This is a genomic window from Rhizobium hidalgonense (assembly GCF_002914525.1).
GTDB lineage: Bacteria > Pseudomonadota > Alphaproteobacteria > Rhizobiales > Rhizobiaceae > Rhizobium > Rhizobium hidalgonense.
Map to the genome: position 1 here is coordinate 113969 of NZ_LODW01000047.1, position 14943 is coordinate 128911.

Below are 14943 nucleotides of genomic sequence, written 5' to 3' on the forward strand. Positions count from 1 at the left end.
TGGGGGCGGAGCGAAGAACCGCTCTGCCTCGGTGCAGGCGCGGATAACCTCGTGTGATCAGAACCCGAGCCGGCGCAGATCCTCAGTGACGAACGTCTGGCCGCTGCGGTTCTTGACGCTCGGCAGCTCGGAGACTTTCGCGCGCCAGGCGGTGAGCGCGGAATAATCCTCCGGCACGGCGATGCCGGCGGCATCGGCGAACATCAGCCCGGCAAACACGGTGATATCGGCCATCGAGAACGCATCGCCAGCGACATAGGGATGGCTCCGAGACACCGTGTCGAAATACTTCATGCCGCCAAGAGCTCGATCGCGCTGGCGGTTGCCCCAATCCCGCCGGCCGGCCCATTCAGGGCTCTTGAACACTTGAAGGGCGGCCCCAAGACCAGGCGTCGCGTAATGGAAGTAGTCGCCGACCGCATCGAGAAGCTCGGTTTCAGCCCGCTTCTGCATCATGTGGATAAGAGCCTTCTCCTTCGGTGTCTTGCCGGTAAGCTTCGGATCGCCGTCGAGATTGTCGAGATATTCGGTGATGGCGGTTGCCTCGGCGATATACGTGCCATCGTCAAGCTGCAGGACCGGCAGCACGCCGGACGGGTTCTTTTCAAGAAAGGCCGGCTGCTTGTGTTCGGCGGCGATGAGGTCGACGGAGACGAACTCGACCTGCGGCTCCAGCCCTTTCTCGGCGAGGACGATGCGGATACGAGCCGGATTGGGAAAGCCGGGGCGATCGAAGATTTTCATAACGCGGTTCCTTTAACTGTCTATCGATAGATAGATAACGCTTTGCCGTTTATCCCTTCCCTTTTCCAACGTCAACAACTATCTATCGAGTGATAGGTATGGAACGGCGATGGCTAGAACCAAAACGGATATGCATGAGGCGCTGATGGCCGCCGCAAAGGCGACGGTGCAGGCGCGTGGCTACAATGCGCTCAGCTTTCGCGAGCTGGCAAAAGAGGTCGGGATCAAAAGCGCCAGCGTGCACTACCATTTTCCCACCAAAGGCGATCTTGGGGCTGCGCTCGCACGCCGTTATACCGAAGATGGGGCAACCTATCTGGCCGAGCTGCTGGCGACGTCGAAGGACGCGGCGTGGTGCATGGATCGCTACACCGAGATCTTCCGCTCCGCATTGGCCAACGACAATCGCATGTGCCTGTGCGGAATTATGAGTGCAGAGTTCGATGATCTTCCGATCGAGGTTCGGACCGAAGTCGACAAGTTTGCCGAGACGAACGTTGGCTGGATCACGCGAGTCTTGGCGCGGGCCAAGCCTGCGGCGAGTGAGCAACAATTGCAGGAGCACGCGATGGCAATCTTCGCCGCCATCGAAGGTGCCCAGCTGGTCGCCCGCGGCTGCCAGGATATTGCCATTTACGACGGAACGATCCGCGCTTATCGGAGCACGGGCCTCATCCCGTGATGTCCAGCCGACGGCGCCAACGGCCAATGTTCGATGTGTCCGCCTGAACGGGTCGGAACCGCTAGTTCCGCTCGATCCATTATGCGATCTTCTTCGCCCATAACGTGAACGCCACAGCAACAAGCCTGGCATTCGGCTTGGGTTAGACGGCCAAATTCCTTACTCAATCGCATTTCGCGGACTTTCAGTTATTGCAGTTAGTGGCTTTGGGCACTATATTCGTGATTCAGGAGATATTGCCATGGCAAGCCAAATCGTTCACTTCGCCGGACTGTCGGATCGCGATCGCAAAGCAGCCTCGCCTCTGCCGAAACTGGGCGCGGGCGACAGGTTGGAACTTCATGTTCGTCATGAAGGCGGGAAGGAACAGACGCTCTCGATACCGCCCTCGGCCGCCGCGGCAGTTGAGGCGCTTTTGGCGCACATGCTGCGCGGCGAACGTGTTGCCGTGCTGGCCGAAGACCAAGAACTGAGCCCGACCGAGGCGGCGGCCGTTCTCGGCATTTCTCGTCCACTCGTCGTCGTGCGCATGGACCGGGGCGAGCTGCCATTCCGTTATGTCGGCAAACACCGCCGCGCCTTGCTGAAGGACGTGCTTATACTGAAATCGAGGCTCGACACCCGCCAGACCGCGATGGACGCTCTTGCTGAGGACACCGAGGACCTGATCCAGACCCATGGCCTCTAAACCGTCCGTCGCGGTCTATGATGCCTGCGTCCTCTATCCCTTCCACCTGCGCAACGTCCTGATCCAGTGCGCGTTCGATTGCCTCGTCGATGCGCGCTGGACCGATGACCATGACGCCGGCAGTGCAATGGAAAAGCACCATGCCCGCTCATCGACGATTGCCTCAATAACGGACCGGATCGCATCTATCCGGCTCGACAGAGCCACTTGGCAACCAGTAGACGAATGCTTGGGCAGGACTCAAGTTTTGCATTCGAACCGCAGATTTTCTATCATCCACTTACCAGCGGGACCCGGCGGACGGGCGCGCTTGTAAGCTATCGAAAGCGGGATCGGCATCCACCCGTCGGGCAAATTTTCGACCTCGGTCCGCTTCCGCAACAGCCGCCCTGTCCTGAAATCGTCCTCAACGAGATGTTCGGGCATCAAACCCCAGCCGAGGCCGGCGCGAAGAAATTCGAGTTTCGAACCGAGGTCCGCCACTCTCCAGAACTTCTCGGAAAAAACACCGAACGAACGCCCGCTCGATCTTGATGTCTTGTCGGAAATGATCAGTTGGTTGTGCTGGCAAAGGGTCTCCCTGCTCACGGGTTCGCTGGTTTGCGCTAGTGGATGCGCGCTACCCACGACAAGGCACATGGGTACTTCGCACAGTGGCGCGGTGTAGAACTCGGCAGGAGCGTCGGGCAAAGTGCCAATTACCGCGAAGGAAGCTTGGTTGTCCCACACGCTCTGCAGCGTAGAGCCCAACGACTCCGAGTACACTGAAAGCGCCGTATGCGGAAACTCGCGTTGGAACCTGTTAATGACGGCCGTGAGACGCGAAGTGGGCAACATGACGTCTACGGCGAACGACAGCTCCGCTTCAACGATTCCCTGGAAATTCGCTGCCTTGGCCTTGAAGGCGTCCGCGGCTTCCAGGGCGGCCTTTGCTTCTGGCAACAGTGCCACCCCATGATCTGTCAACTCGGTGCGCCGCCCGATTTTTCGAAAGAGCAAGTATCCGAGCTGTCCTTCCGTGGCGGCAATTGACTCGCTGACAGCCGATTGAGCCTTTCCGAGGAACCTGCCCGCAGCGGACAGGCCGCCCTGCTCGGCAACCGCAACGAACGCTCGTAGTCTTTCAAGGGACACGTCGCGCATAACACCTCCATCGGAAACTCCGATGAAACATATCTAATTTCATCGGCTATCCAAGGCCAGATTCGAAGCTTATTGCGGTGGCTATAGCCTACCGAAATCGATGGAGATCGAAATGCAAGACGCTTCCCCTATCCAGATCGCGATGACCTTCTTCGAGCATTGGAGCGCCAACCGCATCGACGAGGCGTTGGCCATGTTGTCTGCCGACGTTCTCTACGACAACGTTCCTCTCCCCAAAATCATAGGCGCTAACGCCGTTGCCGAATTCCATAAGAACTTTGGAATCGGAACCGCATTCACGCTCGATTGGCAGATCAAGGCAATCGCCGCGGACGGGAATGTGGTTTTGAACGAGCGCGTAGACATTTTCCACCACAAAAGCGGCGGAACGATCACCTTACCCGTTATGGGAACGATCACGATCGAGAACGGTGAAATCACCGTCTGGCGCGACTACTTCGACGCCGGCGATTTCGACCGACAGCTCGCGCAGATCCAGCTCTAACGACAATTTGCTTAGAAATCGGACGCTCGACGCTTCCGGTGACGTGGACTCACCGAAGCTCGCGAAGCCAATCCTGGACAACAACCAACGGCGTCAGGACGTAGCGATCGACGCCGGATTCGAAGTCACCGGCATCGCGGGGAACATGTCGGAGGCTCTGGAGCTCGGCTCCGAAGCAGACATCGCCATCATCGACGTCCGGCTTGGGGATGGCATCACCGGACCGTCCATTGCCCGCGCCCTCTTTTCCGGATTCGGACTTGGGGTGGTGTATTTCACCGTGAAACCCGGTCTTACCGAGAACCCGGAGGGCCGAGCTGTCGTCACCAAAACGGCAAGCCCCGAAAGAATAGTAGACGCCTTGTCCATGGCCGCCAAGAACGCTCGCCCAGGAACGCATCGCGTCGCGAGCGGGCCAACCTTCCACTGAAAGCTTGAGGCGCCGTACCGAATTTAAAAGGGCCCTGCGGCGCCCACACTGGCGCCGCGCGCCGGCAAGGCATGCGTCAGTGGACCACGGCAATCACGGGAATGCCGGCTTCCTCCGCAGCGCGAAGGAGTGCGGTACGCGCTGCCTTTGCTGGAATCTTACCTCGAATGGCGTCGAGACATGTTCTTACCGCGGCGATGTATTCCTTGCCATCGTCGGTCGGCCATGCCGCCACAAGCGCCTCGGCAACCTCACGGAGTGATCGGATCAGTATATGCTTTTCTCGACCGCTCATCACAAGCATCAGAGGAGCGAAATCTTCGCTTCTGTGCCAATCCACTATACCGCCCGTTCGCAAAAATAGCCGCCCTTTATTCGTAAGAGACGACGACGCCGGACATTGATCGACAGCGCTTCGCCGGGGAGGTTCTGACTGGATACAGCGACATTGCTAAAACCTCCCCGGTGTCCTTTCAACAAGGAAGAGGAAAATTTAAGCCAGATAGCGCCTAGGGGAAGACGGACCTAAGTCGGACTGGCCGCCCCGGTACCTGCTTCTCATATTAGGCTTGAGGTAACATGAAGCTCCGTGGAGGGACGGAACAGGAGGACGACATGAAATTCGGCTCCGACAACGCCGGCCATGAAGGCTGCTCCCAAGGCCATAGTTCAGCCTCGACCATCGCGACGATAGAAGCGGCCCTTTCCGCTGATCGCGATATCAACAGCAGCGCCATCGAGATCAGGATGCTCGGCCACGTGGTCCTGCTCGAAGGCTACATTACAAACGCCGCCGACCGCGGGAAAGTCATCTCGCTGGCAGCGATGATCGTCGGCCAGGAGAACGTCCAGGACCGGATGCTGAGCCATCTCCCCACGCAGTAGTCCAGCGGTATTTATACGGACTACGACTAAGGTCCGATGTAGCCCCCGCACGAGGCCCGAACTCTGGAACAGTTGTTCGCTTTGACTGTTTCGTCCTCCAGCGGAACCAACCGCGACAAGGAGGAAAACAGATGAATATCAATGTAGTAGGTATTGCCGCCGGCATCCTGTTGGCATCGACGTCCGCCTTCGCGCAGTCGTCAACGGTAACGGGCGCAGCAGGTGGCGCTGCAACGGGTGCGATTGTCGGCGGCCCGGTTGGTGCTGCTGTCGGCGGCATCGTCGGCGGCGTGGCAGGCAGCGTCATCGATCCGCCGCCGCAGAAAGTGGTGACCTATGTTCAACAGGCTCCGGCCCCTACCAAGCGCGTCGTGGTGAAGGAGAAGGTTGTCGTCGGACAACCCCTGCCGGAGACCGTGGTCGTGACGCCAATTCCCGACGACCCTAAATATGCATACGCGATCGTCAACGATCAGCGTGTGATCGTCGAACCTTCCTCGCGGAAGGTCATCCAGGTCATCCAGTGACCGACGGGCGGCTCAAGCCGCCCCTCCCAACAATCAGGGCACTCATGCACCGCACGAGAATGCGGGCGTCGCCCCATGCCCGAAGGAGATTGATCATGAAAAGCAGCCATCTCGCCACAATTGTCGCGGCGCTCTCACTCAGCGTGTCGCCCCTTTCAACGCTGCCGGCCGCAGCCCAGCAGGACACGCAGAAGAGCGGCCAGACCCAATCCGGTTCTCAGACGGGCGCGGACTCCGGTTCGCAGTCCGGCTCCAGCGCCACCGGCACTCGCACCGACTGCACCCCCGACGCCTCGGGAGCCTGCCCGCAAGGCAAGGGCCAGTCATCGCAGCAGAAATCCGGCCAGGGCTCGGATACCCAGAAGAGCGCCGAGCAGCCTTCCCAGGACAAGTCTTCGACGAGCGGAAGCGCCTCCGGCAAGTCTTCGACTGAAACCAAGCCTGGATCGCAAGACGCCGGTAGCGGCACGACCACCGAACAAAAGCCCCCCGCCAAGTCCGGCACCACGGATAGCAGCGGCGCGGTCACTTCAGGCACGAAGAGCAGCACGCAAAATGCCAAGCCTGCAAAGGGCACAGGCAAAGGTGCCAACACGCAGAGCGGTGATGCCTCGAAGCAATCGACCGACCAGAACGCGACGACGACGAAGAGCTCGTCCGAAACCAACGTCAACAACACCACGAATAACCAGACGAACACCAAGACCAACGTCAACATATCAGTCGAGCAGCAGACCGAAATTCGAACGGTGGTGAAGGAGGTTCATGTCGAGCCGGTGAAGGAAGTCAACTTCACAGTTTCCGTCGGGGTCAAGATCCCGAAAAAGGTAAGGCTGGAACCGCTGCCGCCGCGCATCGTGAAGATCGTTCCGCAGTATGAAGGCTACCGCTTCTTCATACTTGCCGACGGCCGGATCGTCATCGTCGATCCTTCTGCACTCACGATCGTCTACATCATAGCGGCATAGCAGCCGGCGCCTCGGCGGCCCACCGCCGCCGTGGCGCTGTAGGAGAGGAACATGATCTATTCCGAAGAGAAATCCGGTGGTCTGGCCTTTCCGCTGATCGCCATCCTGCTGGCCATCGCCGGTATTGTCGCCGTGCTTGTCGCCACAGGCGGCCGGCATAACAGCGCCGCCGGCCGCGTCTGGGTTCCACAGGATGAACAGCAGGGGCCGGGACAACAAAAGCCATCGCATCCATTGCCTCTGGCGTCTTAAGCTCGGTCGGGGCGCGCATCGCTCCATCCGGGGTCGTCGGGCCGCTCCGTTGCCGATCGCGATAAAGCGTTTCCATCCCAAAGCGGAGAGAAAGTGTGGCGTCGTCACATATGCCGACAGCCCGGTTGAGGCGCCGTATGAGGAGATCCAGTCAGCCGCAGCAGCTTTTGGTCTGCGGCGTTGCCATGTCCTTGAAAATCACACAGTCGCTGCCCGGTCCACCGGCGCAGGCGTCATCGCATCGCGTGACGAAACCCTGCAGACGGATCTCCAGGGCCCGCAATTCGACCATCTTGGCGCGGACCTCATCAAGATGCGCCTGTGCGATATCCCGTGTCTCGGTGCAGTCTCGCGCCGTACTGATCGACAGATCCACGAGCACGCGAACCTGGTCGATGCTGAAGCCGAAGTCACGGCATTGCTTAATGAAGGTCAGCCGACCAATGTCGGATTCGTCGTAGTTGCGCTGTCCGCTTGCCGTCCGGTTTGCGGGTGGCAGAAGACCGATTTCCTCATAGTAGCGGATGGTCGGCGTACTGGTGCCCGTCGCCTTTGCAAGGGCGCCGATGCTGAACACACGGATGTGAACGTTCATGGCCAATTATCTCCTTGCCCTTCAAGTTACTTGAAGGAGTAGGCTCCGACCAGCCTGAAAATTGGAGATCGAAGATGAACACCGGAATGAAGCTGACAGGCGCTGCAGTCGCGGCCTGTGCCGCGTGCTGCGCGGTCAGCGTCGTGCCTCTTATGCTCGCCAGCGCCAGCGCTGTTTTGGTTGGCGCCGCCCTTGTCAAATGGGGCGCTGTAGCGATCCTGCTCGTTGTACTTGCAACTGGCCTGTTGTTGCTGTCACGGCGAAAGCGAGTGCGATCGGCCGGCCTTGAAAACCTGATGGCGGCGAACAGCTGTGGCTGCGGCTCCTGCAGCACCGACGTCAAACAAGAAGCCCCGATTGCCTGCACGCTGGACGCCAACGCGTTCAAGGCGCGGACCGAGTTCATCCGGACACTGACGTCGCGCCATCTTCGGCAGGCAACCCGAACCGGCCTGCGCCTGAACCTGACCTATGCGCCCGACGCGCTTGCCGAGGTCCGGGAATTGGTGCGGATGGAGCAGGCTTGCTGCGCCTTCCTGACCTTCGACGTGACGCACGACGCCACTGGCGTGTTCGTCAACATCACCGCGCCACAGGCCGCAGCCACCGCTGCCGATGACCTGTTCACGCACTTCGCCCCTGCATCTCGCACCCTGGAGACTTCTGCATGAACCGCCGTCACGTCCTTCTTTCCTTCGCCGCTGTCACCCTCGCGATCGCGACACCCGTCTTTGCTGCCGGCAATGACCCGCTGCCTGGTTTCAAGGAGGCGGTTGCAGCCGGCGGACCGGTCCTCGTGCATGTCACGGCACCCTGGTGTGGGGAGTGCAAGCTGCAGAAACCGGTCGTTGCCAAGCTTCTCAGCACACCCGAATTCAGGGACATGAAAGAGTTCAAGGTCGATTTTGATACGCAGAAAGACGTGCTGAAACTGCTGCATGTCCAGATGCAAAGCACGTTGATCGTTTACAAGGGCGGCAAGGAGGTCGACAGGATGACCGGCAAGACCAACCCCGCCGTAATCGAGGCAGTCATGCGCAAGGCGCTGTAGATCGATGCCGCTCGCTCTGCTCGCCGGCATCCTCTCGATCCTGTCGCCCTGTGTTCTGCCGCTCGTGCCCGTCGTACTGGCCGGCGCCGTGGCGGAGCATCGGCTTGCGCCGCTAGCGTTGGCAGCCGGCGTGGCGCTATCGTTCACGGCAATCGGTCTGTTCGTCGCCACCATCGGCTTCTCGATCGGTCTGGACATGACAGTCTTCCGCACCGGTGCGGCCGTGCTGCTGATCCTTTTCGGCGCGGTGCTGCTGGTGCCGCGTTTGCAGGTTGGTTTTGCCACCGCGGCAGGTCCGGTGAGCAGCTGGACGCAAAACCGCTTCAGCGGCCTGTCGACGTCGGGCATCTCCGGACAGTTCGGTGTCGGCCTGCTCCTCGGCGCGGTATGGACGCCGTGTGTCGGCCCCACCCTGGGCGCTGCCTCCATCATGGCTGCCCGCGGCGAAAATCTTGGCATGGTCACATTGACCATGCTGGCATTCGGCATCGGCACGGCCTTGCCATTGCTGTTGCTGTCGATGCTGTCGCGCGAAGCTTTGTTGCGCTGGCGCGGGCGCATGATGAGCACAGCCAGCGGCCTCAAAATCGCGCTCGGAGTGCTGCTCATTCTTGCCGGCGCCATGACGCTCACCGGCTTCGATCGAACTGTTCAAACAGTTCTGCTTGACGCTCTGCCGAGTTGGATGCTGGCCCTCACGACTGCCATCTGAATTTCGAATTCCAGCGACTGGCTCAAACTTCTTCGAGCATCAGCTCCGCAATTCAGCAGGCTCCTATCCCTGCGAATGAACCCCGACTGAATGGTTCCTTCAGCTTCCGTTCCAACGAGGGCCTCTAGAAGAAAGACGTTCAACCGCGGTCCGATCCGCCTGAGGAGATACATTCATGATCCGCAGCTCTTTCATTGCAACCGCACTCGTCGCTCTCGTTGGCCTCACCGCCACAGCTCCCGCCATGGCCAATGATGTGCGCATCGAACAGTATGGCTGGTCGAATTCTGCCGGTGGCGCGCAGGAAGGGTACGGAAACCGGATCAGAACCTATCAGAACGGTGGCTACAACCGGATTGTCGGCCATCAATATGGCCGTCATAACGTTTCGGCTGTCGGTCAGGAAGGCAATGACAACTATGGCGCCACCTATCAGAACGGCAACCGCAACGTGGCCGGCATCGGCCAGTTTGGCTCCAACCACACGACCATCCTGACCCAGGACGGCAATGGCAACATCGCGGCTGGCGTTCAGGTCGGCCATGGTTGCAGCGCCAATGTCAATCAGGGTGGCAACGGCAACGTCGCGGCCTTCGTCCAGGCCTGCCCATAAGCAGGCTGCGCGGTGACGTAAAAAGAGGTCAGATCGCAACAGCATGCCATTAGGGGACGCCCCATGCGTAATAATATCAAACATCCACGCCGCCTGATGGCGATTCTCGCGCTAGTCCTGCTTCCCGTCGGCGCCGTTGCGGCCGTGACGACTCCCAACCAATCTGACGAGGCGCAGCTTTGCGAAATCAAAGCAACGCCTGGAGCAGGTATGGTGAGATTGGATGCGCTCGTCCGCGCCGACAAGCACGTTGGCGGTACTTACACCTTCCATGTCGAGAAATCAGGGGATGGCGGAAGCTCCACGATCAACCAGGGTGGCGACTTCGATTCCATAGCGGGACATACGGCTGTCCTCAGTTCCGTTTCGCTCGACTCCAAGGGAACCGAATACAAGGCGACACTGGATGTCGTGATCGGGGATAAGCGTTTCAGTTGCACGAAGACCGGCGGCAACTGAACGGCCTCCACACTCTGCAGATCTCTTGAAAAGGGTCGCCGGTTTTGGCGCCCTTTTTCTTCGACCAGGCGGCAACGACTGAACGACAACTGAACGGGCAATTCCGAACGGGTTCAGCTTGAAGATGCGAAAGTCGATCATCGGCCAAGTCAGCCGGCAAATGGAGATCAGGATGACCCGCAACGTGTTTAAGACCCTTACCGTCACTCTTCTTGCCGCGAGCCTGGGGCAAATAGCCTTGTCTGTGCCGGCCTATGCCGGCGGCCGGATCTCGTTCAATCTTGCGCCTGATAATGCCGAGGATGGGGGTCTTTTCTCAAGCGGACTGCACGTCTATTCGCTCTACCGCGGCCTGAAAGACGCCGACATCCGGCAGTTGGGCCGGGGTAACGCCGCCGGCATCGCCCAAATCGGCCGCGGCAACCTCGGCTTCATCCAGCAACGGGGCAGCGGTCATTCCGCAACCTTGCGGCAGAATGGCAACAACAATGCCTATGGCATTTTCCAGTATGGGCGAAATACTGAAACCGACGTGGTGCAGGATGGGGATAACGGCAGCGGCGCTACCTTCAGCTATGGCTGGTAAGGCAACTCACAACAGTCGGGGCGAGGTCACGTCCTTTCATCCATGCCTGGACAAGGCGCTTGCCCGCAATTCAAACCTCGGACCTCTGCCGGTCACAAGACAAATTTGAATGTGTATCGCCGCCAGTCAAATCATGGAACCGCCACCTCGCCGGAGCGTTTCTTGCTCACATCGGACGCTACCAGCATTCCGCTGGCACTCCCGAACCGGAGGTAATCATGAAAACGCTGATCGTCTCCATGGGCCTGTTGGCTGCAACCGTCTTTTCGGCCTTTGCAGCGGAACCAGCCAAAATGGTCGACACGAAGATGGGTAAGATCCTGGCAGACGCCAAAGGTATGACACTCTATACGTTCGACAAGGACGCCATGGGCAAATCAAGCTGCGACGATGCCTGCTTGAAGAAATGGCCGGCCTTCCACGCCGCCGCCAAGGCCAAGGCCGAAGGCGAATGGTCACTCGTCAAGGCTGCCGACGGCAAGGAGATGTGGGCTTATGAAGGTAAGCCGCTTTACACCTTCGCCGGAGACAAGAAGCCTGGCGATATGACCGGCGATGGCGTCGGCGGCGTTTGGCATGTCGCCAAGTAGCCCGGCGCACTGGAGCCTTTCAGTGCTGAATTGAAAGGCTCAAAACTGGGGATGCGGGCGATGATCCATCCGCGTGCGCGCCTCGTCCCAGGTCCGACATCGAGACAATCATCCCTTCGACGGCGTTTCCCGAACCGGCGTCAGCGCCCTTCCCAGCAGATGCGAGGTGTAGCAGAAGCACAGCGTTCGGCCATTCGAGCAGCGAAGCCGGTCCGTTCGCTCGTCGGTTATCGTCCAGCCGAGCAGCCGCCGAGAGCGGCGAGCGTCAGGTTATATAGGCCCGAGAACGGGCCGGTAATTGCTATGGGCTCAGACCGTGGATCCGCCGATGAAGGAGAAATTCGAAGCCACTCGAATGAACATTCGACAAAAATCCTAATGTGAAAGGATATGAACCCGCGACCCGGTTATTCATCATTCCCCTCGGTCACAGTTTATCTGAGCAATGCGCGAACTTGGGTCGACTGGCATGACTGGTTTGGGGCCGTGAAGAGACCAGCAGGTTTTGGAAAGGTCAAATAGCAGCCCTTCCTGCAGGCGGCCTGGCCATGGCCGTTGCCGACCCGGAGCCGCCATAAGGTCTTCGGTGGTGGCCTTACCGCGGCATCGATGAACGGTGCTTTCTGGGCTAGGTTGCTCGAAGCGGTCCCGAAGGCGAAGGGGATCTTATTCATCCGCAGCATCCCCGACGGGATAGACCGTGTCACCGTCGCGATATCGAGCGAGGCGCCGTCGAAATCACTTTGATGCTCACATCGTGACGGCTGATGTGGAGAAGCTGTCGAGCAAGCCTGCTCGCCCTCTTGCAGCGACAATCCAATCCATCGGGACAGTCCCTCGGTCTCCTGTGTCGCGGTTCAGGCTCCCGAAAATCCGATGCTCTCATTCCGGCGTGATTTTCTATTGCGATTTTTGATGAGCCAACAGAACACGCCCGTCCCACTCGGCATTCGGCTGCTCGTCAGCCCGTGACACAAGGCTACCGCCTTCAAAAGACTGCGCCAGCGCCTGCCTCGGCGCGTTGAAGTCGGGCTGCGTCGAAACCAGAGTGATCAGCGAGAGGGGGCGGTAGATGCGCTCTTCCATGACCGAGCCCATCCAAAGCGGTACAGTCTGCCCGTTTGTGACCGCCAGGTCGGTTACCCACAGTCGAAGTACGAGATGCGAATTGGCCGCGGCTGTCGTGTCCGCAGATCGCACGAACGTGAGATATGGAAGACGTCCGCTTGCGAACAGAGGAACCACAGGGACACCAGCAGCGTCGGTGGATGCAGTGAGCCATTCGAGGGCGGTCGCCGGCGTCCAGCCGATGGATGGCCCCCAACCGTCTTGCTGCAAAATATCCTCCAAATCCTGCAGACTGCCCGCCCACTGGAACGTCAGCGGTTCCTCCGCTTCGCCGGTGAGATCGATCCGCCGCTCGGGGAGTGTCTGCCAACCTGTCGCCCACCAGTCGGCAACAGCCGTGATCTGTGTCGTGCTCCTGGCTGCATACCGCTCCACATCCGTCGCATGGCTTCGATAGATGTTGCCCCCGCCGGCAAGGAGAAGTGCTACGGACGTCGCGACGAGCAACGATGGGGATCCTATTCGTTCGACCGGACGCCGCAGATAGAAGAGGCCGAGCAGGATCAGCCACGCGGATCCGAATGCCGCCCCGCCAACCACGTCGGAAAACCAATGTGCTCCGAGGTACAGACGCGAGAACGCGATCAGGAAGATCAAGACTGCAGCGCCTACGGCGACGGACACCTGCAGCGCCGGACGAAGCTCGCGGGCAATGAGAAATGCAAGAAAACCGTAGAGGACCATGTTCGTCGTGCTATGGCCGCTCGGGAAGGAATATGCACTCCAGCCGGAATAGAGCAACTCATCGGGTCTTGCTCTGTGGAGTGTAACCTTGATGATGGTGTTGAGAGCCGACGCCCCTGCGACGGCAACCAGCCAGAAAATAGCCGTGCGCCACGCACGCTTCCACACGAGCCAGAGGAGCACGATCGCTGTGACCGCCACCACAACTCTGGTGTCGCCAAGCTCGGTGATACCGATCATGACCGCATCGCCGGCTGGCGTGCGAACTTCCTGCAATGCGTTGAAGATGGCGCTGTCGGCAAGAACCAGCGGATCACCGCTGATCACGTCCTCGAGAACGCCGAAGAATACCCAGGCGGCGGCGCCGAGAAGGACAAGCATCAGCGAGAGAACACGCGCTTCGGAGCGCTCCGGGTCGAGCAGGCTGGCGATACTGCGGCTGAGCCATGTGTTCCGGGTCTCAGCCCAGCTCCGCATCTCTGCGATGCCACCGTCCAAAAGTGGAACAGCGCGCCTCAATGTCCAACGCCCAAGACGCCACGTGACCCAGCCAAATGCGAGCACCATGAGCAGAAGGATCGCCAGCGGCTTTGCGGCGGCGCCGAGAGCACCGAATGTGGCGCCGACGAGAACGCCGGGAAAAATGTGTGACGGCGCCCAGACAAGGGCCGAAGCGATGTTGACGGCGTAGAACCGCCTCACCGACATTCCAAGCATGCCAGCAAGAAGTGGGACGAAGGCGCGAACCCCCGGCGCAAAGCGGGCGATAAAGACGCTCTTGTCGCCGTGCCGCTTGAAAAAGGCCTCGCTACGCTCAATCAGTTCGGGGTGCCTGTTCAGTGGCCAGCGCCCAAGAATCTCGCGGTGGTACCGGTGGCCGAGCCAGAAAGAGACACCATCCCCGACGATCGCGCCTGATGTCGCTGCGGCGAGCAATGGCCACAGCACCAGGACACCCCTCGGAACGAGAGCGCTCAGGGCAAGTATCACCGCCGTACCTGGAACGATGACGCCGATCATTGGGATCGACTCAGAGAGAGCAAGCAGGAACACTGCGAGATAGGCAATGTGCGAATGCGCGCTTAGCCAGTCGATTACCGATGAGACCAAGGACGCCATTGCAGTCGTCCTATAGGATGCTGGTGATTAGCCGGTCGGCTCTGGTGCCTTCCCGATACACCGCACGGACGATGAGCGCTGCAATAACCCCGGTCAGCGCGCCGCCGACAACGTCGCTGGCATAATGGGTGCCGATAAAAACACGGGAGAAGGTGACAAGGCAGGCCGCGGCAAGGAAAGCAAGTCCGGCTCGTCGTGAGCCATGAATGAGAAAGGCTGCCGCGATCGCGAAGGTCGCCGTTGCATGGTCGGAGGGAAACGAAAAGTCGGCGCTTCGTTCGATCAGCAGGTTGGTTATTCCGCCGTCATAGGGGCGGGCCCGGTGAACCTCGAGGAGAATGAGCTGGTTGAGGCCGAGCCCCAACAGAAACGAGAACCCTGCCGCAACGAGCATATGGCGCATGTGCGGTCTGTCAGGCCTCCGCCACCATTGAACGGCGACCGCCAGAACCAGAAGCGGAACGCCGATACTGGAGATCCAGATCATCAGAAGATCGAGAGCAGCGCTATGTCCTGCCAGTCCGTTGATCGCATGCGTTACAGCGGCGTCGAGTTCATACATCGGCAGTCTCCAGTTTGACT

Annotated in this window: 21 protein-coding genes; 15 read left to right on the forward strand and 6 right to left on the reverse strand. The window is 59.7% G+C overall.

All coding sequences use genetic code 11. From position 1 onward, the window contains the following. Positions 1-57: 57 nt before the first annotated feature. The gene (locus tag ATY29_RS09590) at positions 58-744 is read right to left on the reverse strand and encodes a glutathione S-transferase family protein (protein ID WP_097536260.1); all 687 of its coding nucleotides are present in this window, start codon (positions 742-744) and stop codon (positions 58-60) included. A gap of 109 nt (positions 745-853) precedes the next feature. On the opposite strand from ATY29_RS09590, the gene ATY29_RS09595 reads away from it, so the two are divergent. After that, the gene (locus ATY29_RS09595; protein WP_097536262.1) at positions 854-1426 is read left to right on the forward strand and encodes a TetR/AcrR family transcriptional regulator; all 573 of its coding nucleotides are present in this window, start codon (positions 854-856) and stop codon (positions 1424-1426) included. Positions 1427-1667: 241 nt separating this feature from the next. Then, positions 1668-2114: a MerR family transcriptional regulator gene (locus ATY29_RS09600; protein WP_097536264.1), complete on the forward strand. Its 447-nt coding sequence runs from the start codon at positions 1668-1670 to the stop codon at positions 2112-2114. A 240-nt stretch (positions 2115-2354) separates the two neighbouring features. Here the strand turns inward: ATY29_RS09600 and ATY29_RS09610 are convergent, their stop codons facing one another. After that, entirely contained in the window at positions 2355-3257 is a 903-nt protein-coding gene (locus ATY29_RS09610; protein ID WP_097536267.1) for a LysR family transcriptional regulator, read from the reverse strand. Between the two features lie 112 nt (positions 3258-3369). Between ATY29_RS09610 and ATY29_RS09615 the strand changes: the two genes are divergently transcribed. Together ATY29_RS09615 and ATY29_RS09620 are read left to right on the forward strand one after the other, a co-directional pair. Beyond that, positions 3370-3762: a limonene-1,2-epoxide hydrolase family protein gene (locus ATY29_RS09615; RefSeq protein WP_097536379.1), complete on the forward strand. Its 393-nt coding sequence runs from the start codon at positions 3370-3372 to the stop codon at positions 3760-3762. A 43-nt stretch (positions 3763-3805) separates the two neighbouring features. Continuing rightward, positions 3806-4192 (forward strand): response regulator, encoded by a 387-nt coding sequence (locus ATY29_RS09620; RefSeq protein WP_244597382.1) that lies wholly within the window; start codon positions 3806-3808, stop codon positions 4190-4192. Positions 4193-4268: 76 nt separating this feature from the next. Here ATY29_RS09620 and ATY29_RS09625 read toward each other — a convergent pair whose 3' ends face one another. Further along, on the reverse strand, positions 4269-4550 hold the full coding sequence (locus tag ATY29_RS09625) for a DUF982 domain-containing protein (protein WP_097536269.1): 282 nt from the start codon (positions 4548-4550) through the stop codon (positions 4269-4271). Between the two features lie 257 nt (positions 4551-4807). Here ATY29_RS09625 and ATY29_RS09630 point away from each other — a divergent pair, with 257 nt between their 5' ends. The 4 genes from ATY29_RS09630 to ATY29_RS09645 all read left to right on the forward strand — a co-directional run bounded on the left by ATY29_RS09630 (position 4808) and on the right by ATY29_RS09645 (position 6824). Beyond that, entirely contained in the window at positions 4808-5077 is a 270-nt protein-coding gene (locus tag ATY29_RS09630; RefSeq protein ID WP_097536271.1) for a BON domain-containing protein, read from the forward strand. Between the two features lie 131 nt (positions 5078-5208). Further along, a complete protein-coding gene (locus ATY29_RS09635; protein WP_097536273.1) occupies positions 5209-5604 on the forward strand; it encodes a DUF1236 domain-containing protein in 396 nt (131 codons plus the stop codon). A gap of 95 nt (positions 5605-5699) precedes the next feature. Further along, a complete protein-coding gene (locus ATY29_RS09640; protein WP_097536275.1) occupies positions 5700-6572 on the forward strand; it encodes a DUF1236 domain-containing protein in 873 nt (290 codons plus the stop codon). A gap of 51 nt (positions 6573-6623) precedes the next feature. After that, on the forward strand, positions 6624-6824 hold the full coding sequence (locus ATY29_RS09645) for a hypothetical protein (protein ID WP_097536277.1): 201 nt from the start codon (positions 6624-6626) through the stop codon (positions 6822-6824). 151 nt (positions 6825-6975) lie between these two features. On the opposite strand, the gene ATY29_RS09650 is transcribed toward ATY29_RS09645, so the two are convergent. Then, entirely contained in the window at positions 6976-7419 is a 444-nt protein-coding gene (locus ATY29_RS09650; RefSeq protein ID WP_097536279.1) for a MerR family transcriptional regulator, read from the reverse strand. 74 nt (positions 7420-7493) lie between these two features. On the opposite strand from ATY29_RS09650, the gene ATY29_RS09655 reads away from it, so the two are divergent. The 7 genes from ATY29_RS09655 (at position 7494) to ATY29_RS09685 (ending at position 11430) form a co-directional block, all read left to right on the forward strand. After that, a complete protein-coding gene (locus ATY29_RS09655) occupies positions 7494-8090 on the forward strand; it encodes a hypothetical protein (RefSeq protein ID WP_097536281.1) in 597 nt (198 codons plus the stop codon). Beyond that, positions 8087-8470: a thioredoxin family protein gene (locus ATY29_RS09660; protein ID WP_097536283.1), complete on the forward strand. Its 384-nt coding sequence runs from the start codon at positions 8087-8089 to the stop codon at positions 8468-8470. The genes ATY29_RS09655 and ATY29_RS09660 overlap by 4 nt, the downstream gene beginning before the upstream one ends. Before the next feature lie 4 nt (positions 8471-8474). Further along, positions 8475-9182 carry a cytochrome c biogenesis CcdA family protein gene (locus ATY29_RS09665; RefSeq protein WP_097536285.1) on the forward strand — a complete coding sequence of 236 codons (708 nt, stop codon included), beginning with the start codon at positions 8475-8477 and terminating at the stop codon, positions 9180-9182. Positions 9183-9357: 175 nt separating this feature from the next. Continuing rightward, positions 9358-9795, forward strand: coding sequence for a curlin (locus ATY29_RS09670; RefSeq protein ID WP_097536287.1), 438 nt, complete (start codon positions 9358-9360; stop codon positions 9793-9795). A 63-nt stretch (positions 9796-9858) separates the two neighbouring features. After that, the gene (gene csgH / locus ATY29_RS09675; protein ID WP_054185978.1) at positions 9859-10254 is read left to right on the forward strand and encodes a curli-like amyloid fiber formation chaperone CsgH; all 396 of its coding nucleotides are present in this window, start codon (positions 9859-9861) and stop codon (positions 10252-10254) included. A gap of 172 nt (positions 10255-10426) precedes the next feature. After that, positions 10427-10840 carry a curlin gene (locus ATY29_RS09680; protein WP_054185977.1) on the forward strand — a complete coding sequence of 138 codons (414 nt, stop codon included), beginning with the start codon at positions 10427-10429 and terminating at the stop codon, positions 10838-10840. Positions 10841-11058: 218 nt separating this feature from the next. After that, entirely contained in the window at positions 11059-11430 is a 372-nt protein-coding gene (locus ATY29_RS09685) for a COG4315 family predicted lipoprotein (RefSeq protein ID WP_097536290.1), read from the forward strand. A 900-nt stretch (positions 11431-12330) separates the two neighbouring features. On the opposite strand, the gene ATY29_RS09690 is transcribed toward ATY29_RS09685, so the two are convergent. Both ATY29_RS09690 and ATY29_RS09695 read right to left on the reverse strand, forming a co-directional pair. Then, positions 12331-14361 (reverse strand): bifunctional DedA family/phosphatase PAP2 family protein, encoded by a 2031-nt coding sequence (locus tag ATY29_RS09690; RefSeq protein ID WP_097536292.1) that lies wholly within the window; start codon positions 14359-14361, stop codon positions 12331-12333. A 10-nt stretch (positions 14362-14371) separates the two neighbouring features. After that, positions 14372-14923 (reverse strand): phosphatase PAP2 family protein, encoded by a 552-nt coding sequence (locus tag ATY29_RS09695; protein WP_097536294.1) that lies wholly within the window; start codon positions 14921-14923, stop codon positions 14372-14374. Between the last annotated feature and the right edge of the window lie 20 nt (positions 14924-14943).